This is a genomic window from Tsukamurella sp. PLM1, from assembly GCF_023168325.1.
Taxonomy (GTDB): Bacteria; Actinomycetota; Actinomycetes; order Mycobacteriales; family Mycobacteriaceae; genus Tsukamurella.
On the sequence record NZ_AP025688.1, the window covers coordinates 3,656,015 to 3,676,326 of the forward strand.

Consider the following 20,312-nt stretch of genomic DNA (forward strand, 5'->3'; position numbering starts at 1 on the left):
CAGGGCATCAGAGGGTCAGGAGCACTTTGGTGGCGCGGCGCTGGTCCATGGCGCGGTAGCCCTCCGCAGCGTCGTCGAGTGGAAGTGTGAGGTCGAAGACCTTGCCGGGATTGATCTTCCGGTCCCAGATGAGCTGGATCAGGTCGGGCAGGAACCGGCGTACCGGTGCCGGGCCGCCGTGCAAGTGCACCTGCGAGAAGAACAGCTGATCAGCGGGGATGTCCACACCCTCGTGGGCAACACCGACGAAGCCGATGTGCCCGCCGGGGCGGGTGGCGCCGATGGCCTGCAAGAACGACTCCTGCGAGCCGACCGCCTCGATGACCGAGTGCGCCCCGAGTCCGTCGGTGAGCTCCTTGATCCGGGCGATCCCGGCGTCGCCGCGTTCAGCGACGATGTCGGTGGCGCCGTACTCGCGGGCCAGTGCCTGCCGGTCGGCGTGGCGGGACATCGCGATGATCTTCTCGGCGCCCAGCTGCTTGGCGGCGAGGACTCCCATCAGGCCGACCGCGCCGTCGCCGACGACGGCGACGGTCTTCCCCGGCCGGCTTCGGCGGCCGTGGCCGCGAACCAGCCGGTACCGAGTACGTCGGAGGCGGCGAGCAGTGACGGGATGAGATCGTCGGCGGGCATGCCGGGGGTGGCGACGAGGGTGCCGTCGGCGTAGGGGATCCGAGCGCGTTCGGACTGCGTGCCCACGGTCTGCGCCACGAACTGGCCGTGCACGCATCGTGACGGGTAGCCAGACCGGCAGATCGCACACTCACCGCACGAGATGACGAAGGAACCGACCACGAAATCGCCCGGCTTCACCGTCGTCACGGCGTCGCCGATCTGCTCGACGACACCGACGTACTCGTGCCCCATCGGGGTGTGGTCCACTGGCTCGACCCCGCGGTACGGCCACAGGTCGAACCGCAGATGCAGGTGGCGGTCAGCCGGATCACGGCGTCGGTGGGATCGATGATCCGCGGGTCCTCACGCTCCCCAACGGTGATCTCGCCCGCGGCGTCCATGAACACAGCGCGCATCTCGGCGCTCCTTCCATCGGTACTGGTGGTCCTGCTCTCGATGCTCGCCGACGTTGCTCAGGTGCGGGAGTCCCTCTCGATGGAGGCACTCGCAGTGCCTCCTTTCCGACGCGCGACCGACTATTTTCGGGCCCATGGACAATCGAGCGCAGGTTCGCGAGTTCCTGACGTCACGCCGCGCGAACGTGACCCCGGAGCAGGTGGGACTGCCCACGGGCACCAACCGCCGGGTCGCAGGGCTACGGCGCAGCGAGGTCGCCACCCTCGCCGGCGTCAGTGTCGAGTACTACACGAGGCTCGAGCGGGGCGGGATCAGCGGAGCCTCTCCCGAGGTGCTCAGTGCGCTCGCCCGGGCGCTCCTGCTCGATGACGCCGAGCGCGCCCACCTCTTCGACCTGGCTCACGCTGCCAGCCCCGTGGCCCGCCCGCCGCGGCGCCGCAGTCCGAAAGGATGGGCGGCGCATCCCAGCCTGCAGTGGGCCCTGGACGCGGTGACCGGCGGTCCCGCGTTCGTTCGGAACGGCCGGATGGATCTGCTCGCAGCCAATCTGCTGGCTCGAGCCTTCTACAGCCCCGTCTACGACATGCCCGGCGCGCCGCCGAACCTGGCCAAGTTCGTCTTTCTGGACGAGCGAGCGCCCGAATTCCACCCGGACTGGGAGGCCTTCGCCGACGTCACCGTCGCGATCCTGCGGACCGAGGCCGGCCGCGATCCGCACAACAAGGACCTGCACGACCTCATCGGCGAACTGTCGACCCGCTCGGCGGATTTCCGAGAGCGATGGGGCCGGCACGACGTACGCCACCATGGCACCGGGTTCAAGACCTTCGGCCACCCCGTCGTCGGAGAAATGATGCTCGCCTTCGAGGGCCTCGAGATGGCAGCGGAGCCCGGGCTGACGCTGACGATCTACACCGCAGAACCCGGTTCCCCGTCCGCCGAACGCATGCAGCTCCTCGCGTCCTGGGCCGCATCCGAGTACGGCACCGCCGAGAGCGCCGACCGCCGCGCAGATCACTGAGCCGATCCGGACAGCGTGGAACCGGCCACGCGATGGGGTCCCTGCCGGTACCTCCATTCAGCGGGACTGTCCGGGGCCGGAACCGCTGGTCTAGTAGGTGATATGTCGATCTCCACCGAACCCCAGAAGCGCACGTCTGATCGCCTGCCCCTGCTCGTGTTCGTCCTCGCCGCGGGTACCTTCCTGATGGGAACCACCGAGTTCGTCGTCGCCGGCATCCTGCCCGAGATCGCCTCCGACCTCGGCATCACCGTCTCCCACGCCGCGCTCATGATCACCGTGTTCGCCGTCGGAATGATCGTCGGAACACCATTGATGGCGGTGCTCACGCTCCGCCTGCCGCGACGAGTCACCCTCAGCCTCTCTCTGCTGATCTTCGCCGTCGGCCACGTGATCGTGGCGGTGTCGACGAGCTTTCCGGTGATCCTCGGCGCACGATTCGTCACCGCCCTGGCCACCGGAGCGTTCTGGGCCGTCGCCGCCGTCGTCGGCGCGCAAGCTGCGGGCCCCCAGGCCGCCTCTCGTGCACTGGGCATCGTCCTCGGCGGCGGGATGCTCGCCAACGTCCTCGGCGTCCCACTGGGTGCGTTCACCGGCCAGGCAGTCGGCTGGCGCGGCCCCTTCTGGGTTCTCGCGGTCATCGCCGCAGTCGGCGCTGCCGTCGTGTTCCGCTCCGTCGGCGCCGACACCGACCCGACGTCCACCCCTTCACTGCGCACCGAGTTCGCAGCGCTCAAAGACACCCGGGTCTGGCTCGCCCTCGCCGGATGCGCGATCGTCTGTGCGTCGTCCCTCTCGGTCTACAGCTTCATCGCCCCGATCGTCACCGAGAACACCGGCCTACCAAGTAGCGCCGTCCCCGCACTGCTGGTGGTCTACGGCCTCGGCGCCCTCGCCGGGTCCTACCTCGGCGGACGGATCGGCGCCGAGCACCCGTACCGCGTGCTGTTCGTGTCCTCCTCGATGACCTTCGCCGTCCTCGTCGGGCTGTTGTTCCTCTCGAACTTCGCGATCCCGACAGTGATCCTCATCGCGATGCTCGGGCTGTTCGGCATGTCCACCAACCCGGTGCTGATCGGCAAGGTCGTGGGATTCGCGTCCGCCGCACCCACTCTGGCCTCCGCGCTGAGCACATCCGCGTTCAACGCCGGAACCGCTGCCGGATCCGCGATCGCCGGAGTCGCCCTCGCATCGTCCCTCGGTCCCACCGGCCCGATCGTCGTGGGGGCCGCCGCCGCAAGCCTGTATCTCCTTCCGCTTGCGCTGCTCCGCCTTCGTGACCGCACGCAGCAGTAGGGCGTGCGGCAGCCGCATCGTCGCCGGCACGTCGTTCGCGGTGGCGAAACGCTTCGCCGGGCTCTACCGCTCCACGGAGGCACGCCGCGACCGCACCCGCGCGTGCACCGTGCCCGCGACCCACAGCAGCAGCACCACGGCGGCCGTCGAGAGCACCTGGTCCCGGACGTCGTCGTTGGCGACCGCCAGGGCCACGATGCCCAGCAGGAGCGCCAGCACGGCCCAGGACAGGTACGGGTAGGCCCACATCTTCAGCGGGAGCCGGGTGCCGTCGCGGTCGGCGCGGCGGCGCAGCACGATCTGCGACGCGATGGTCGCGAGCCAGGTCACGATGAGCGTGGACCCGACCACCGCCAGCAGCCGGTCCAGGACCTCGGAACCCCACACGTACGTCGCGGGGACGGCGAGGAAGCCGATGGCGGAGCTGGCGAGCACGGCGAGCACGGGTACGCCCGAGGCGTTCGCGCGCCCGAAGATCCCGGGCGCCATGCCGCGCTCGGCGAGCGAGTAGAGCATCCGCGAGCTGCCGTACAGATTCGCGTTGAGCGAGCTCAGCAGCGCGATCACGATGACCACGCCGAGCGTGGTACCGACCGCGGGTAGCCCGGCGGCCTTGAGGACGGCGACGAAGGGCTCCTGCGCCACCGCGGGGTCGTCCCACGACAGGGCCAGCAGGATCACTGCGACGCTGCCGACGTAGAAGACCAGGATCCGCCACACCGTGGCGCGGATCGCACGCCCGACGGTGCGCTCGGGGTCCTTCGTCTCGGCCGCCGCGACGGCGACGATCTCGATCCCGCCGAACGCGAAGGCCACCACCAGCAGCGCGGCCACGACACCGCTGATCCCCTGGGGTGCGAAGTCGGTCAGGTTGCCCAGCCCAGGCGACGGTGCGCTCGTCCAGCCGAGCAGGAAGCCCACGCCCACGACCAGGAAGAGCCCGACGAACACGACCTTGATCAGCGAGAACCAGAACTCGAACTCGCCGAAGCCGCGCACCCCGGCGAGGTTCAGCGCGGTCAGCGCCAGCATGAACAGCAGCGCCCACAGCCACACCGGCGGCCCGCCGGGCAGCAGTCCGTTCAGGATGGCCGCTGCCGCCACGGCCTCCGCGGCCACCACCAGGCACAGTTGCACCCACCAGAGCCAACCCACGGCGAAGCCCGCGCCGGGCCCCAGCGCGCGCCCCGCGTAGTAGGAGAAGGCGCCGGGATTCGGGTCCGCGGCCACCATCTCGCCGAGCATCCGCATCACGGCGATCACCACGAGCCCCGCCACCGCGTACGCGATGAGCACCGCCGGCCCGGCCAGCGCGATCCCCTTGCCGGAGCCCACGAACAGCCCGGCGCCGATCGCGGAGCCGAGGCTCATCATGATCAGGTGCCGGGCGCGGAGCCCCGCGTGCAGGCCGGGATCGGACGCCGCGGCCGCTCCGGTGCTCTCGCCCGACGGTGCCGCCATCAGGCGAACAGCGCGGGCAGCGTGCCCTCGTGCGCGGCGCGCAGGTCGGCCAGCGTCACGCTGAACCGGCCCTGGACCTCGACGGAGTCGCTGCCCTGATCGACCACGCCGATGCGGACGGCCGGGAGCTCGCGGGCGGCGCACATGGCCGCGAACCGGGTCTCCTCGCTGCGCGGCACGGCGACGAGCACGCGGCCCGTCGACTCGCTGAACAGCTGCACGAAGGCGTCCGCCCCCTCCGGGAGCAGCAGGCGCAGACCGGTCTCGCCGGCCAGGGCGCCCTCGACGGCGGCCTGCCACAGGCCGCCCTCGGACAGGTCGTGCGCGGCCGAGACGAGACCGTCGCGCGAGGCGGCGGTCAGCACGTCGGCGAGCAGCTTCTCGCGCTGCAGATCGACCTTCGGCGGCACACCGCCGAGGTGATCGTGCTCGACCTGCGCCCAGATGGAGCCGTCGAACTCGTCGCGGGTCTCGCCCAACAGGTAGAGGGTCTCGCCGGGCTCGGTGCCGAACCCCGTCGGGATACGACGCCGCACGTCGTCGATGACGCCGAGCACGCCGATCACCGGCGTCGGGAGGATGGCGGTGGCCCCGGTCTGGTTGTAGAAGCTCACGTTGCCGCCGGTCACGGGGATGCCGAGCTCGACGCAGCCGTCGGCGATGCCGTGCACGGCCTGCTGGAACTGCCACATCACGCCCGGGTCCTCCGGCGAGCCGAAGTTCAGGCAGTCGGTGACGGCCTTCGGGGTGGCACCGGTGACGGCGACGTTCCGGTAGGCCTCGGCCAGCGCGAGCTGCCCGCCGGTGTACGGGTCGAGGTAGGTGTAGCGGCCCGAGGCGTCGGTGGACAGGGCGATACCGCGCTGCGTGGTCTCGTCGATGCGGATGACGCCACCGTCCGCGTTCTCCGCGAGGACGGTGTTACCGCGCACGTAGCGGTCGTACTGCTCGGTGATGAACTTGCGCGAGCACAGCGCGGGCGACGCGAGCATCTTCAGCGCGGTGGCGCGCAGCTCGTCGTCGGACGCGGGCCGGCGCAGGCCGGCGGTGGTGTTCGCGATCAGTTCGTCCATGAACGCCGGGCGCGCGACGGGGCGCTCATAGACAGGGCCGTCGTGGGCGATGGTGCGCGCGGGCGCGTCGACCACGGTCTCACCGTGCCAGGTGATGACGAGGTGCTCGCCGTCGGTGACCTCGCCGATCACGGTGGCCAGCACGTCCCACTTGGCGCAGACCTTCATGAACTCGTCCACGTTCTCCGGGGTCACGACGGCGCACATGCGCTCCTGCGACTCGGAGGAGAGGATCTCCGCCGCGGTCATGCCCTCGGCACGGCACGCCACCTGGTCGAGGTCGATCAGCATCCCGCCGTCGCCGGCCGCGGCGAGCTCGGACGTGGCGCACGACAGCCCGGCGCCGCCGAGGTCCTGGATACCCACGACGAGCTTCTCCCGGTACAGGTCGAGGCAGCACTCGATGAGCACCTTCTCGGTGAACGGGTCGCCCACCTGCACGGCGGGCAGCTTCTTGGGCTTCTGTCCCTCCTCGAAGGTCTCCGAGGCGAGCACGGACACGCCGCCGATGCCGTCGAGCCCGGTGCGGGCGCCGAACAGGATGATCTTGTTGCCCTTGCCCGAGGCGAACGCCAGGTGCAGGTCCTCGGCGCGAAGCACGCCGGCGCACAGTGCGTTGACCAGCGGGTTGCCCGCGTAGGAGGCGTCGAAGACGGTCTCGCCGCCGATGTTGGGCAGGCCGAGCGAGTTGCCGTAGCCGCCCACGCCGCGCACCACCCCGTCGAGCACGCGGCGGGTGTCGGGCGCGTCGGCCGCGCCGAAGCGCAGCTGGTCCATCACGGCGATCGGGCGGGCGCCCATGGCCATGATGTCGCGGACGATGCCGCCGACGCCGGTGGCCGCGCCCTGATAGGGCTCCACGTAGGACGGGTGGTTGTGCGATTCGACCTTGAAGGTCACGGCCCAGCCGTCGCCGATGTCCACGACGCCCGCGTTCTCGCCGATGCCCGCCAGCATGGTGGACCGCATCTCGTCGGTGGTGGTCTCGCCGAAGTAGCGCAGGTGCACCTTCGAGCTCTTGTAGGAGCAGTGCTCCGACCACATCACCGAGTACATGGCGAGCTCGGCGTCGGTGGGGCGGCGGCCGAGGATCTCGCGGATCCGCTGGTACTCGTCGTCCTTAAGTCCGAGCTCACGGAACGGCTGGTCGACATCGGGCGTGGAGGCGGCGTGGGAGACCGTGTCTACGTGCACCCGCCCAGTTTAGACGGGGGATTCACGGGCGGACTTTCAGCCAGCGGTCCAGCACCACGAGCGCCTGTTCCGCGGGCTCGCCGTCGGCCGGCCGCAGCACGAGCTCGGGCCGCTGCGGCGCCTCGTAGGGCGCGCTGATCCCGGTGAACTCCGCGATCTCGCCGGCCCGGGCCTTCGCGTACATGCCCTTGGGGTCGCGCTGCTCGCACACCTCGACAGGGGTGTCGACGAAGACCTCGAGGAAGGGCAGTCCCGCCTTCTCGTGCTCGGCCCGGATCCGGTCGCGGTCCGCGCGGTACGGACTGATCAGCGACGCGATCGCCACCGTCCCCGCATCCGCGAGCAGCTGCGCGACGGCGCCCACGCGGCGCACGTTCTCCGCGCGGTCCTCCGGCGTGAAGCCGAGGTCGGCGTTGAGGCCGTGCCGCAGGTTGTCGCCGTCGAGCCGGTAGGCGGGGATCCCCCGGGCCACCAGCAGGCGCTCGAGCTCGCACGCCACCGTCGACTTGCCCGACGCGGAGAGCCCCGTCAGCCAGACGGTGCCGCCGCGGGTCGCGCGGTCCTCGCGGCGCACGGCCGCGCCGTGCCACACCACCGCGCTGGCCTTCAGGGTGGGGCCGGTGATCATCCCCGCGGCGACGGTCTCGTTGGTGTGTGGGTGGACCAGGACGAAGCTGCCGGTGGTGCGGTTGCGGCGGTACGGGTCGAACAGGACCGGGCGGCGCGCGGTGAGCTGCACGCGGCCGATGTCGTTGAGACCGAGCTCGGCGGCGTCCTGCTCGCGGTGCAGCGTGCTGGTGTCCAGCCGGTAGTCCAGCGCCTCCACCCGCACGAGCTCGGCGGTGTGGGCGTGCAGCATCCGGTACTCGGCGCCGGCGGTCAGCGTCGCGGTGCCGGAGAACCAGCACAGCACGGTGTCGAGGTCCGTCGCGGACTGCGGCCGGTTTGCCGGCCGGCACAGCACGTCGCCGCGGCCCACGTCGAGATGGTCGGCGAGCCGAACGCACGCGGCCTCACCGGCCTCCAGCCGGTCCGCCTTCACTCCCCGGGCCGGTAGAGCTCGGCCACCGTCGTCGTGAAGCCCGACGGGAGCGCGACCACGTCGTCGCCGACCGCGAACGCCCCGGAGGCGACGGTGCCGGCCACGCCCCGGAAGTCGCTGTCGCGGGGGCGGATCACGTACTGGACGGGCAGGCGGGCGTCGATGAGGTTCTTATCGCTCACCACGTGCACGTTCTCCAAGTGGTAGAGCAGAGACGGGCCGTCGTACCAGGGCGTGTTGCCCGACCGCTCGGTGATGTTGTCTCCGAGCAGCGCGGAGACCGGGATGGCCTCCACGTCGTGCACTTCGAGCTTCGCGGCGAACTCGGCGAACTCGGCGCGGATCGCGTCGAAGCGGGCGCGGTCGAAGCCCACGAGGTCCATCTTGTTGACGCACAGCACGATGTGCTCGACGCCGAGCAGCGAGGTCAGGAAGGTGTGCCGGCGGGACTGGCGGGTGAGGCCGTGCCGGGCGTCGACGAGGATCAGCGCGACGTCGGCCGTGGACGCCCCGTGACCATGTTCCGGGTGTACTGCTCGTGCCCGGGGGTGTCGGCGAGGATGAACTTACGAGTGGCGGTGGCGAAGTAACGGTGGGCCACGTCGATCGTGATGCCCTGTTCCCGCTCGGCGCGCAGGCCGTCGGTGAGCAGCGCCAGGTCTACGCCCTCCTCGCCGCGGGCGGCGGTCGTGGCGGCGACCGCGCTCAGCTGGTCCTCCAGCACGGATTTCGACTCGTAGAGCAGCCGTCCGATGAGCGTCGACTTGCCGTCGTCCACACTGCCGGCGGTCGCGATGCGCAGGATCTCCATCAGAAGTAGCCCTCCTTCTTCCGGTCCTCCATGCCGGCCTCCGAGATCCGGTCGTCGGCGCGGGTCGCACCGCGCTCGGTGATCCGGGTGGTGGCGACCTCGGCCACCACGGCCTCGGGGGTGGCGGCGTCCGATTCGACGGCGCCCGTGCACGTCGCGTCGCCGACGGTGCGGAACCGCACGGTCCGGCGCTCGGGCCTCTCAGCGGGCATGGGCGCGACGAGCGGCCCGGTGGACAGCAGCATCCCGTCGCGCTCGATCACCTCGCGCTCGTGTGCGAAGTACAGCGACGGCAGGGCGATCGACTCGGCGACGACATACTGCCAGATGTCCAGCTCGGTCCAGTTGGAGAGCGGGAATACGCGGATGTGCTCGTCCTTGCCGCGCAGGCCGTTGAAGATGTTCCACAGCTCGGGGCGCTGCGCGCGGGGGTCCCACTGGCCGAACCGGTCGCGGAAGCTGAAGATCCGCTCCTTGGCGCGCGCCTTGTCCTCGTCGCGGCGCGCCCCGCCGAAGGCGGCGTCGAACCGGTGCTCGCCGATCGTGCGGAGCAGCGTCGCCGTCTGCAGGCGGTTGCGGGTGGCGCCCGGGCCGGTGGGCTCGACGACGGCACCCGAGTCGATGTCGTCCTGCACGCTGCCGACCACCAGCCGCAGCCCGCGTTCGGAGGCGAGTTGGTCGCGGAACGCGAGCACCTCGTCGAAGTTGTGCCCGGTGTCGATGTGCAGCACCGGGAACGGGATCGCGGCGGGCCAGAAGGCCTTAGCAGCGAGGTGCACCATGACCACCGAATCCTTGCCGCCCGAGAACAGCAGCACGGGCCGCTCGAAGGTGGCGGCCACCTCCCGGAAGACGTACACCGCCTCTGCCTCGAGGACCCGCAGATGATCCGCGGCGACCGTCGTCTCCACCACTCCAACCTCCGGTTCATATTTGGACTGCTTTGGTCCATTTCTGTTCCGAGATTAGAACGCGTTCTCGCCACGTGTCAACGCCCGTCGACGCCCGTCAGCGCCCGGGCTTGCGACCCCGATCCGCACGGTGACCCGGTCGGCCGCGGCGATGAGCGCGGCCGCCCGCTCCGCGATCCCCGCTTCGTCGAGCTCGGCGCTGACGTACAGGCTGGCCACCATCGCCTGCGCGCCGTCGCCGTCGTAGACCGGTGCGGAGATCACGCTGACATTCCGCGTCGCACCGGGCTCGTCCGTCTCGCCCCGCAGGTGAACCCGGTCGCCGATGCCCGCGACGACCTCGCCGAGCAGCGCCCGCAGCTCCGCCGGGATGTCGCCCGGCACGCCGGCCATGAGCCGGTACAACTGTTGCCCCGCAGGGTCAGGAGTTCGACGAGGTAGCCGTCGGCGCGGCAGGTCTCGATGACCCGCGCGAGCCGGTCCCCGTCGGCGCGGACCCGGTCGCGTGCGACCCAGCGCTCGAGCCGCCCGGTGCGGTCCCAGAGCACGTACATGAGCCCGATCGGGGCGTGAACGGGTAGCTGTCGCCCACCTTGACCATCGCCGGTCGGCCGGGGTCGACGGCCACGTCGAGCACCGTCACTCGGTCGCCGACCACGCCGGACAGCGAGACCGGATGCCCGAACGCCTCCCACAGCCCGGCCAGGATGTCACCGCCCGCGGGATCCGCCCGCAGCGAGGTGCGGGCGGCCCGCCCGAGCGGGATCAGGGCGGGGCCGAGGCGGTAGGTCTTGTCCCGGTCGTCGCGGATCAGGTAGCCCGATTCGACCAGCGTGGCGGCGATGCCGAGGCAGGTGGGCTTGCTCAGCCCCACGCGCCGGGCGAGCTCCGAGATGCCGAACCGCTCGCGCTCGTGACGGGACAGGAACTCCAGCACCGCGACCACCCGTTCGGTCGGGGGCGAGGTCCGGCTCATCGCGCCCGCTCCGCGGGCTCCCCCACCACATTCGTCATCGCCACTCCCTTGACACTCCGCGACACCTGCGCCTACGGTCTGGAACAGGTTCTACCGAATTGGTCCATATTTGTACCACTATCGGAGGTGGGATGTACAGCGATCCGCTCGTCGCGGCGATCACCGAGGCCGAGGGCCTCGTCGCCGCGGCACCGCACATCGAGACCGAGGCCGACCTGCTGGAGGGGCTGCAATACCTCGCGCAGGGAGTGGCGGCCTGCGTGCACGGCGCGTTCGGGTTCGACAAGGATCACCCGTTCCTGCTCAGCGGCACCGGGCCGTTCACCAAGATGGGGCTCGACAACCCGGACACGCTGTATTTCGGTGCGCGCGTCGACGGCGCGCACGAGTACGTCGTCACCGGCCGCCGCGGCACCACGGCCGACATCAGCTTTCAGGTGCTCGGCGGCGGCGAGTACACCGATGACAACGTGCCGGCCAGCACCGTCGCCTTCGACGACCGCGAGCTCACGATCGGCTCCGACGGCCGCTTCGAGGTGCGGTTCGGCCCCGGCGAACCGGTGCCCGGGTCTTATTACCGGCTGCCACCGGGCAAGGCGCAGTTGGTGATCCGCGAGGTCTTCGACGACTGGGCGGCGCAGCGCAGCACCTTCGCCATCGCCCGCGCCGACACCGCCGGGACCGCCCCGCCGCCGGTCACACCCGAGCTCATGGCCAAGCGCTACGCCGCCGCGGGCAAGCAGCTGGTGAACCGCGTGAAGACCTGGCTGCAGTTCCCCAAGTGGTTCTACGACCCGCTGCCGGTGAACACCCTCACCGCCCCGCGGCTCACGCCCGGCGGGCTGGCGACGCAGTACTCGGCGGTCGGCCATTACGACCTCGCGGACGACCAGGCGCTCATCATCACCGTGCCCCGCGGCGACGCGCCGTACCTGGGCTTCCAGCTCGGCAGCCTCTGGTACATCTCGCTCGACTACATCCACCACCAGACCTCGCTCAACGGCGCGCAGGCGCAGGTGGATCCGGACGGCATGATCCGGATCGTGGTGTCCGAGAAGGATCCCGGCGTCACCAACTGGGTCGAGACGCTCGGGCACCGTCGGGGCTACCTCCAGTTCCGCTGGCAGCGCACCGCTTCTCCGCTTTCGGCCGCCGATGGTCCCACCGCGCAGGTGGCCCCGCTCGCGGACGTCGCGCAGCATCTCCCCCACTATGCGGCCAACCGCATCGAGGGCGCCGCGTGGCGCGCCCGGATCGCGGAGCGGGCGCGGCTCATCGGAGAAAGGATGGTCGGCTGATGGCCGGGCTGGGACTCGACGGCAGGGTCGTCGTCATCGCGGGGGCCGGGCCGGCCCTCGGCGCGGTGCTCGCCCGACAGTTCGCCGACGAGGCCGCGCGGGTCGTCCTCGTCGCACGGAACGCGGAGCGGCTGAAGGCCATGGCCGCCGAGATCGACGGTGCCGTCGCGATCCCCGCGGACATCACCGACGAGGCGTCGCTCGCCTCCCTGGCGACGCAGGTGCAGGAGCGGTTCGGCCGGGTCGATGCCGTGGTGAACAACGCGTTCACGTATCCGTCTATGCAGCGCCTGGTGAAGACCGATCCCGCCCACATCCTGCAGAGCGTCGACCTCATGGCGCTCGGCGCGCTGCGCACCGTGCTCGCCTTCCGCGAGGCGCTCGCCGCTGCGGAAGGCGGCGGCGCCGTGGTGAACGTGAACTCGATGGTGATCCGCCACTCCGACCTGCGCTACGGCGGATACAAGGCCGGGAAGACGGCACAGCTCGCGCTCGCGCAGTCGCTGGCCACCGAGCTCGGCCCCGAGGGTATCCGGATCAATTCCGTGGTGCCGGGCTGGATCTGGGGCGACACGCTCAAGGCCTATTTCGAGTACCGCGCCAGCACCAAGGGGGTCACGGTGGAGGAGGACTACGCCGACGCGGCGAAGAACTCGGACCTGCGGCGCCTGCCCACCGAGGACGAGGTGGCCTCCGCCGTCCTGTTCCTCGCCTCACCCCGCGCGTCGGGCATCACCGGCCAGACGCTCGACGTCAACTGCGGAGAGTTCCATGTCTAAGAGCCACGACCTCGCCGGCACCCGGGTGGGAACCGTCGACGACCTGCACGAGTCGGCGATGCGCCGCACCGGCCTCAGCGACTTCGGCGACCCGTCGGACGGCTATCGCGAGGGGCTGCAGGTCCTGCTGGACTCCTACCGCGACGAGGCGGCGCTCACCGAGCTCGGTTCGAAGCTCTCCCGGGTATTCCTGCGCGGCGCGCTGTCGGCCCGGTTGATCAGCGAGGCCGCGTTCGCCGCGAACCCGCAGCACGCCGACGTGGCGATCGAACGGCCGATCTTCGTCACCGGCCTCCCCGCTCGGGAACCACTGCGCTGCACCGCCTCCTCGACGCCGACCCCGGCAACCAGGGGCTGCAGATGTGGCTCGCGGAGGTCCCCAGCCGCGGCCCCGCGCGCGAGCTGGGCCGACAACCCGATCTTCCGGATGCTCGACGAGCAGTACGCGCAGCACCACACCGAGCACCCCGAATTCATGGGGCTGCACTACATGTCGGCGTCCGAGGTGGAGGAGTGCTGGCAACTGCTGCGACAGTCGGTGCACTCCGTGTCCTACGAGTGCCTCGCGCACGTCCCGTCGTACGCGGCCTGGCTGGCCGCGCAGGACTGGGCACCAGCGTACCGTCGGCACAGACGGAACCTGCAGCTGATCGGGATGAACGAGCCCGAGAAGCGGTGGGTGCTCAAGAATCCCAGCCACCTGTTCGCGCTCGACGCCGTGCTCGAAGTGTACCCGGACGCCCTGGTCGTGCAGTGCCACCGGCCGGCCGAGACGATCATCGCCTCGGTCTGCTCGCTCGCCCAGCACGCGACCGAGGGCTGGTCGACGGCGTTCACCGGCGCGACCATCGGCGCGGACCAGCTGGACACGTGGGCCCGCGGGCTCGCCGCCTTCGACGAGGCCCGCGCGCGGCACACCGCCGCCGGCCGCGGTGCCCAGTTCGTGGACGTGGACTACCGCGACCTGGTGGCCGACCCGCTCGGCACCGTCGGGACCATCTACGGATCGTTCGGCCTGGACCTGACCGACGATGCGCGGCAGGCGATGTCGGCCATGCACGACGCCAGCCGCTCCGGCGCCCGCCGCCCCAACCACACGTACTCGCTGGCCGACTACGGCCTCGCCGAGGATGCGGTCCGCGCGCACTTCGCCCGCTGACCGTCGACAGCCCCTACCCTGTGAGGACATGGCACATCGAGGAGGAACCCGGATCGCGACCACCGCCGCCGCCCTCACCGCGACCCTCGCCGTGACCGCCGCGTGCGGCCGGCCCGGCGACGCCGGGCAGGAGAGTCCCGCCTCGCCCGCACCCGCGGCGCCGGTGCTCCAGCTGCGCCTGGTGACGTCGGCAGAGCCCGTGGGCGAGCGCCCTGCCCCACGGCCGGCCCCGCACCGTCGGCGCCGGCGGAGCTGTGTGAGCGCACCGGCCCGATGCTGTTCCGGCTCGGGCGGTCGGTGGCGCACGCACCGGTGCGCGCCGCCGGCGCCGACCAGAGCGGCGGCAGGTGGGTGGTGAACATCCAGCTCACCGACGAGGACGGTGCCGCACTCGCCACCGCCACGTCCGGGAACGTCGGCAAGCAGCTCGCGATGGTGGTCGACGCGCGGGTCCTCTCGGCACCGATCATCGCGGACCCGATCAGGAACGGCGCGATCCAGCTCGCGGCCGACTTCACCGAGCAACAGGCCCGCGACCTCGCGAAGCGCTCACGCCGTCCTGACCGCGAGCGGCGGTCAGGACGGCGTGAGCCGTCGGCGCGCGTCAGTGCGCCGCTGCGGGTTCCGCGGGCGGGGCCTCCACGTGGTCGTCGACCATGGTCGCCTCGTCGAAGGGGTCCTGCCGGTCGAGGACGCGCTGGGTCTGCGCCAGGTCGACGGTGTGCGTCCACTTCCCGACGAGGAGGGTGGCGATCGCGTTGCCCGAGAAGTTGGTCAGCGCCCGGGCCTCGGACATGAACCGGTCGATGCCCACGATCACGCTCACGCCGCCCAGCAGCTCCGGACGGTGGCTCTGCAGGCCGCCCGCCAGGGTGGCCAGGCCCGCCCCGGTGACGCCCGCGGCGCCCTTCGAGGCGATCATCATGAACAGCAGCAGCGAGAACTGCTCGGCGTAACTCAGCGGCGAGCCCATCGCGTCCGCGATGAACAGCGACGCCATCGTGAGGTAGATGGCGGTGCCGTCCAGGTTGAACGAGTAGCCGGTGGGCACCACGATGCCCACGGTGGTCTTCTCGACGCCCGCGTGCTCCATCTTCGCGATCAGCCGCGGCAGCGCCGACTCGCTGGACGACGTCGCGACGATCAGCAGGTACTCGCGGGCCAGGTAGCGGGCCAGCTTGAACACCGACAGGCCCGTGACCAGCCGTAGGATGGTGCCGAGCACCACGAACACGAACAGCACGCAGGTGATGTAGAACGCGAGCATCAGCCAGCCCAGCTGGATGACGGCGTCGAACCCCGTCGCCCCGACCACGGCGGCGATGGCGCCGAACGCGCCCACCGGCGCGAGCCACAGCACCATGACCAGGACGCGGAACACGAGCTTCTGCAGCACCGCGATCGCCCGCACCGCGGGCTCACCGGCCGGGCCCATGGCCTGCAGGGCGAAGCCCACCAGCAGCGCCACGAACAGTGCCTGCAGCACGCTGCCGGCGGTCAGGGCCGAGAACAGCGTCTCGGGCACGATGCCGCGGATGAAGCCCCACGTGCCGCCCGCCGCGTGCGCCTGATCGGCGTACTTCGCGGCCACGGCGGGATCCGGGTGGATGCCCAGACCCGTTCCCGGCTTGAGCAGGTTGCCCACCACGATGCCGATGCCGAGCGCGAACGTCGACATGCCGATGAAGTACGCGAGCGCGAGCCCGCCGATCCTGCCGACGCTCGCCGCGGCGCGGACCGAGCCGATGCCCAGAACGATGGTGCAGAAGATGACGGGGCTGATCATCATCTTGATCAGGTCGACGAACATGTCACCGAGCGGCTTGAGGCTCTTGCCGAACTCGGGGGCGACGAGGCCCACCACGACGCCCGCGATCACCGCGATGATCACGGCGATGTAGAGCCAGTGGGTCTTGTCGCGCTTGTGTTTCGCCGCCGGCGCGGCCGCCGCGATATCCGCCACGAGTTCCTCCTTGGATCGGTTCCGAGCTGCACGTTGAATACTCCGAGAACTGTGACCTGCGGCACAACTTCTGTTCATTGTGTAAACCTGCTAGTCGTGAGAACCCGCACCCGCAGCGTCGCGACGCAGTCCTTCCTCGCCCAGGTCGCGGTCCTGTTGGTGATCGCCGCGGGCGCGTCGTGGCTGGTGATCACGCAGGCGCGCGACGACGGGGATCGCACCGCCCGCGCGCAGACCCGGGCCGCCGCGGTCGCGCTGGCGTCGTCGCCCTCGACGGTGGCCGCCCTCGCTGCGCCCGACGGGGCATCGATCGCGCAGCCTGTGGCGCAGCGCATCGGGCGGCTGGCCGGACTCGACTTCGTCGTGATCATGCGCCCGGACCGCACCCGCCTGAGCCACGCGAACCCCGACCTCATCGGCGGGAAGTTCACCGGCACGATCGACCGGGCGCTCGCCGGCGAGACCTTCACCGAGACCTACGCGGGCAGCCTGGGCCCGTCGATCCGCACCGTCACGCCGGTGTACGACGCGTCCGGGACCCTGGTGGGCCTCGTGTCCGCCGGCGTCACGCGGGCGCGCCTCGGCGACCAGGTGCGCGACGCCCTCCCCCGCATCCTCGCCGTCGTGATCGCCGGGCTCGTCGTGCTCGTGGCCCTGTCGTTCCTCGCCGAACGCCGCCTTCGCCGGCAGACCCTCGGCCTCAGTTCGGACGACCTGCGCGGCCTGTACGAGCACCACGACGCCGTGCTGCACACACTGTCCGAGGGCCTGGTCGTCTTCGACGCCGACGCGCCCGCCGGTCCGGCGCGCGTGGTCAACGACGAGGCCCGCCGCCTGTTGGAGCTGCCCGGCGGTGCCGTGGTCCGGTCCGATCTGCCGCCCTCGCTGCAGGGCGAGGACGACCTCACCGACGAACTGCACGTGACCGCGTCGCGGGTGCTCCTGGTGAACCGGCGGCCCGTGACCGGCCCCACCGGGCCGCTCGGCACCGTCCTCACGGTGCGCGACCGCACCGAGCTGCAGACGGTCCTGGGCGAACTCGACACCGCCCGCTCCCTGGCGGAGACCCTCAGCGCGCAGGCGCACGAGCACGCCAACCGGCTGCATTCGGTGATCACCATGATCGAGCTGGGTGAGGGCGCGGCCGCGACCGAGCTGGCGGTGGCCGACCGCACCGCGTCGCAGGGCCTGATCGACCGGCTCGCGGGCGACGCCACCCCGTCGACCTCCGCGCTGCTGGTGGCCAAGACCGCCGCCGCGGCGGCGCTGGACGTGGAGCTGACGGTCGCCGCCGGCACCGACCTCGCCGCGTCGGGCCTCCCGGACGCGCAACTGCTCACACTGGTGGGCAACCTGGTGGACAACGCGATCGACGCCGCCGGTCCCGGCGGGTGGGTCGAGCTGAGCGCCGGCATCGCCGACGGTGCCTGGGTGCTCGCCGTCGCCGACAGCGGGCCCGGCATGGGGACCGAGGAGTTCGCGCGGGCGCGCACCCGGGGATACTCGACCAAGGACCGCAGCGACCGCGCGCACGGCGGCGGGCTGGGGCTCGCGCTGGTGGACCAGCTGGTCCGGCAGGCGGGTGGCACGATCGCCGCGCACCGCGGACCGTCGACGGTCACGGTGACCATGACCGGCACGACGGGAGGGGCGCGATGACCGCGGTGCGCGTGCTGGTGGTCGAGGACGAGCCGCAGATCGCCCGCGCCCACGCCGAATACGTCACCCGGATACCGGGGTTCACGGTGACCGGGGTGGCCGGTACGGCCGCAGCCGCCCTGTCGCGGGTCCGACGGTACGCCGCCGCCGGCACCCCGGTGGACCTCGTGCTCGCCGACGTGGGCCTGCCCGACCGCAGCGGCCTCGACCTGGCCGCGGACCTCGCGGACGTGACCCCGCGCCCCGACGTCATGGTGATCACCTCGGCACGCGACATCGCCACCGTCCGCGGCGCGATGGCGAGCGGCGCGATCCTGTACCTGATCAAGCCGTTCACGTTCGCCGCCTTCGCCGATCGGCTCGCCCGCTACCGCTCGTTCCGGGAGGCGCTCAGCGGCGACGAGGTGGGCCAGCGCGAGGTCGACGCCGCGTTCTCCGCGCTCCGCGAGGCACCGTCGGCCACCTCCGCACCGAAGGGAATGGCACCGTCGACGATGGAGGCCGTGACCTCCGCACTGCGCCATGCGGATTCGCCGCTCGGGGCGGCGGACGTAGCCGCGCGCACCGGGGTCTCGCGGGTCACGGCGTGGCGCTATCTCGAACGCCTGGCGGACGACCGGTTGTGCGAGCGGGTCACCGAGTACGGCGGCCGCGGCCGCCCGGAGATCCGCTACCGCTGGCTCTGATCCCGGCGACTCACGCCGACACTCCCTTGGCCGCAGCGGAATCCGCGGAGGCGAGATAGTCCTGGTGCAGCATCCGACGGGTGATGCGCGGGGTGAAGGTGCGGCCGAGCGCGCCGAGGGCGCCGAGCGGGGTGTCCACCCGCGTGGGCCGGTCGCGGAGCGCGCGGACGATGATCCGGGCCGCGTGCTCGGGGCTGATCGCACGGACGTCGTCGTACGCCTCGGTCGGGGCGATCATGTCGGTGCGGACGAGCGGCATGTGGACGTTGGTGAACGTGACGTGGTCCGAGAGTGTCTCCGTGGCCGCGATGTCGGTGAACGCGTCGAGCGCGGCCTTGCTCGCGACATAGGCGGAGAAGCGCGGGCCGCGCGCGAGCACACCAATGCTCGAGACGTTCACGATGTGCCCGAATCCCCGCTCCCGCATGTGCGGCAGCAGCGCGAGGATCATGCGGACGGCGCCGAAGTAGTTCACCTCCATGGTCCGTTCGAAGTCGTGCATGCGGCCGGTCGAGGCCCTCACCGAACGGCGGATCGACCTGCCGGCGTTGTTGATCAGATAGTCGACATGACCGTGCTCGGCGAGGATCCGCGCGACCACCGCGTCGACGGCGTCCGCGTCCGTCACGTCGCACACGTACGGATACGCCGCGCCGCCGGCCTCGCGGACCTGCGCGGCCGTGGCCTCGAGCTCGGCGGCGTTGCGCGCCAGCATGATCACCCGGGCGCCGAGCTCGCCGAGCGTGATCGCCGTCTGCCGGCCGATGCCCGATGAGGCGCCTGTGATCACCACGGTGCGCCCCGAGACCGAATGGCCGCGGCGCAGCCGGTCCGGGTTGAGGTTGGTGCGCCAGTACTCGTACAGCCGGGGCCCGTAGTCCTCCAGCCGGGGCAGCTCGATCCCCGTCCCCTGCAGCGCCTTCCGGGTCAGCTCCGTGGTGAAGTCCGCGGTGAATCCGAGGTTCTCGAAGACCCGGGGCGGCACGCCGGCCTGCTTGAGGGCCGTGTCGCGGAGGACCTTCACCCGGCCACGACCGCTGCGCCGGATCGCGGGGCCGACCACCCGGCGCGACACGGTGCCGACCGCGATCGGGGCGCCCACGGGTCGCGCGATGGCTCGGTAGAGCTCGAGCACACTCTGCGGTTCGGGGTTGCCCAGGTGGTACACGGCACCGTCGTTCCCGGGCCGCAGCATGAGCTCGACGAGCGCGGCCGCCACGTAGTCCACGGGGACCACGTTGGTATCGCCCGTGTCCGGGATCAGCACCGGCAGCATCGACGGCATCTTCGCCATGATCCCGAACAGGCGGAAGAAGTAGTACGGCCCGTCCACCTTGTCCATCTCGCCCGTCCGCGAATCGCCCACGACGACCGAGGGGCGGTACACCCGCCACCGCAGGCCGTCCGCCTCGCGCACGAGCTTCTCCGACTCGAACTTGGTGCGATGGTAGGGCGTCGGGAAGCCCTGCCCCAGGTCGAAATCGGTCTCCGCGAAGGTGCCGCGATGGTCGCCCGAGACGGCGATCGACGAGACGTGGTGCAGCTGCGCGCCGAGCCTCCGAGCCAGGGCGATGACGGCGCGCGTCCCCTCCACGTTGACGCGGTCGTTCACCTCCTCGCTCGCCGCCATGTCGTACACGGCGGCAAGGTGCAGCACCGCGTCCACACCCTGGGGTTCGGCGGCGAGGCCCAGGCCCGGGGCTTCCAGGTCGCCGGGTAGCGGCACGACCCGGCCGCCCCAACGCTCGCGCCACTCGTCCAGCTTGCCCACCGACGACGGGCGTACCAGCAGGTGCACCACGGCGTCCGGGTCCCGCTCCAGCAGTTCGGGGACGATCCGGCGGCCCAGGAATCCGGTGGCCCCGGTGATCAGGTAGGTACTCATCGTGCGACTCCTCGGTGAGGCTCTCAGCAACTGACTTTTCAGTAACCTTACTCAAAGTCAGTTCTG

Annotated in this window: 11 protein-coding genes and 5 pseudogenes; 8 read left to right on the forward strand and 8 right to left on the reverse strand. The window is 71.2% G+C overall.

From position 1 onward, the window contains the following. Positions 1-7 precede the first annotated feature (7 nt). Positions 8-1,031: pseudogene (locus MTP03_RS18875) on the reverse strand (zinc-dependent alcohol dehydrogenase family protein). 134 nt (positions 1,032-1,165) lie between these two features. On the opposite strand from MTP03_RS18875, the gene MTP03_RS18880 reads away from it, so the two are divergent. Both MTP03_RS18880 and MTP03_RS18885 read left to right on the forward strand, forming a co-directional pair. Then, entirely contained in the window at positions 1,166-2,053 is an 888-nt protein-coding gene (locus tag MTP03_RS18880) for a helix-turn-helix domain-containing protein (protein ID WP_248489513.1), read from the forward strand. Positions 2,054-2,155: 102 nt separating this feature from the next. After that, a complete protein-coding gene (locus MTP03_RS18885; RefSeq protein ID WP_248489514.1) occupies positions 2,156-3,349 on the forward strand; it encodes an MFS transporter in 1,194 nt (397 codons plus the stop codon). A gap of 63 nt (positions 3,350-3,412) precedes the next feature. Here the strand turns inward: MTP03_RS18885 and MTP03_RS18890 are convergent, their stop codons facing one another. The 5 genes and pseudogenes from MTP03_RS18890 to MTP03_RS18910 all read right to left on the reverse strand — a co-directional run bounded on the left by MTP03_RS18890 (position 3,413) and on the right by MTP03_RS18910 (position 10,817). Further along, on the reverse strand, positions 3,413-4,810 hold the full coding sequence (locus MTP03_RS18890; protein WP_248489515.1) for an amino acid permease: 1,398 nt from the start codon (positions 4,808-4,810) through the stop codon (positions 3,413-3,415). Then, on the reverse strand, positions 4,810-7,077 hold the full coding sequence (gene purL, locus MTP03_RS18895) for a phosphoribosylformylglycinamidine synthase subunit PurL (protein WP_248489516.1): 2,268 nt from the start codon (positions 7,075-7,077) through the stop codon (positions 4,810-4,812). The genes MTP03_RS18890 and purL overlap by 1 nt, the downstream gene beginning before the upstream one ends. 22 nt (positions 7,078-7,099) lie before the next feature. Beyond that, a pseudogene (gene cysC, locus MTP03_RS18900) lies at positions 7,100-8,930 on the reverse strand (adenylyl-sulfate kinase). Further along, positions 8,930-9,844 carry a sulfate adenylyltransferase subunit CysD gene (gene cysD / locus MTP03_RS18905; protein ID WP_371820808.1) on the reverse strand — a complete coding sequence of 305 codons (915 nt, stop codon included), beginning with the start codon at positions 9,842-9,844 and terminating at the stop codon, positions 8,930-8,932. Before cysD ends, cysC begins: the two are co-directional and overlap by 1 nt. A 51-nt stretch (positions 9,845-9,895) precedes the next feature. After that, positions 9,896-10,817: pseudogene (locus tag MTP03_RS18910) on the reverse strand (helix-turn-helix domain-containing protein). Between the two features lie 131 nt (positions 10,818-10,948). On the opposite strand from MTP03_RS18910, the gene MTP03_RS18915 reads away from it, so the two are divergent. From MTP03_RS18915 to MTP03_RS24005, 4 genes and pseudogenes are all read left to right on the forward strand, one after another. Further along, positions 10,949-12,115, forward strand: coding sequence for a hypothetical protein (locus MTP03_RS18915; protein ID WP_248489518.1), 1,167 nt, complete (start codon positions 10,949-10,951; stop codon positions 12,113-12,115). Then, positions 12,115-12,894, forward strand: coding sequence for an SDR family oxidoreductase (locus MTP03_RS18920; RefSeq protein ID WP_248489519.1), 780 nt, complete (start codon positions 12,115-12,117; stop codon positions 12,892-12,894). The genes MTP03_RS18915 and MTP03_RS18920 overlap by 1 nt, the downstream gene beginning before the upstream one ends. Continuing rightward, positions 12,887-14,053, forward strand: a pseudogene (locus MTP03_RS18925) (sulfotransferase). Before MTP03_RS18920 ends, MTP03_RS18925 begins: the two are co-directional and overlap by 8 nt. A 273-nt stretch (positions 14,054-14,326) precedes the next feature. Then, positions 14,327-14,536 (forward strand): annotated as a pseudogene (locus tag MTP03_RS24005) (hypothetical protein); the annotation flags it as partial. Between the two features lie 121 nt (positions 14,537-14,657). On the opposite strand, the gene MTP03_RS18930 reads toward MTP03_RS24005, so the two are convergent. Then, entirely contained in the window at positions 14,658-16,016 is a 1,359-nt protein-coding gene (locus tag MTP03_RS18930; RefSeq protein WP_248489520.1) for a cation:dicarboxylate symporter family transporter, read from the reverse strand. Between the two features lie 96 nt (positions 16,017-16,112). Between MTP03_RS18930 and MTP03_RS18935 the strand changes: the two genes are divergently transcribed. Then, entirely contained in the window at positions 16,113-17,675 is a 1,563-nt protein-coding gene (locus tag MTP03_RS18935; RefSeq protein ID WP_248489521.1) for an ATP-binding protein, read from the forward strand. Continuing rightward, positions 17,672-18,361 (forward strand): response regulator, encoded by a 690-nt coding sequence (locus tag MTP03_RS18940; RefSeq protein ID WP_248489522.1) that lies wholly within the window; start codon positions 17,672-17,674, stop codon positions 18,359-18,361. Before MTP03_RS18935 ends, MTP03_RS18940 begins: the two co-directional genes overlap by 4 nt. A 10-nt stretch (positions 18,362-18,371) precedes the next feature. Here MTP03_RS18940 and MTP03_RS18945 read toward each other — a convergent pair whose 3' ends face one another. After that, the gene (locus MTP03_RS18945) at positions 18,372-20,246 is read right to left on the reverse strand and encodes an SDR family oxidoreductase (protein ID WP_248489523.1); all 1,875 of its coding nucleotides are present in this window, start codon (positions 20,244-20,246) and stop codon (positions 18,372-18,374) included. Positions 20,247-20,312 lie beyond the last annotated feature (66 nt).

What these genes read in the sequence shown, in the direction of transcription:
- MTP03_RS18915 (WP_248489518.1), top strand. Translation starts at nt 10,949, where the DNA reads ATGTACAGCGATCCGCTCGTCGCGGCGATCACCGAGGCCGAGGGCCTC.
- MTP03_RS18920 (WP_248489519.1), top strand. Translation starts at nt 12,115, where the DNA reads ATGGCCGGGCTGGGACTCGACGGCAGGGTCGTCGTCATCGCGGGGGCC.
- MTP03_RS18940 (WP_248489522.1), top strand. Translation starts at nt 17,672, where the DNA reads ATGACCGCGGTGCGCGTGCTGGTGGTCGAGGACGAGCCGCAGATCGCC.
- MTP03_RS18890 (WP_248489515.1), bottom strand. Translation starts at nt 4,810, where the DNA reads ATGGCGGCACCGTCGGGCGAGAGCACCGGAGCGGCCGCGGCGTCCGAT.
- MTP03_RS18880 (WP_248489513.1), top strand. Translation starts at nt 1,166, where the DNA reads ATGGACAATCGAGCGCAGGTTCGCGAGTTCCTGACGTCACGCCGCGCG.
- MTP03_RS18885 (WP_248489514.1), top strand. Translation starts at nt 2,156, where the DNA reads ATGTCGATCTCCACCGAACCCCAGAAGCGCACGTCTGATCGCCTGCCC.
- MTP03_RS18945 (WP_248489523.1), bottom strand. Translation starts at nt 20,246, where the DNA reads ATGAGTACCTACCTGATCACCGGGGCCACCGGATTCCTGGGCCGCCGG.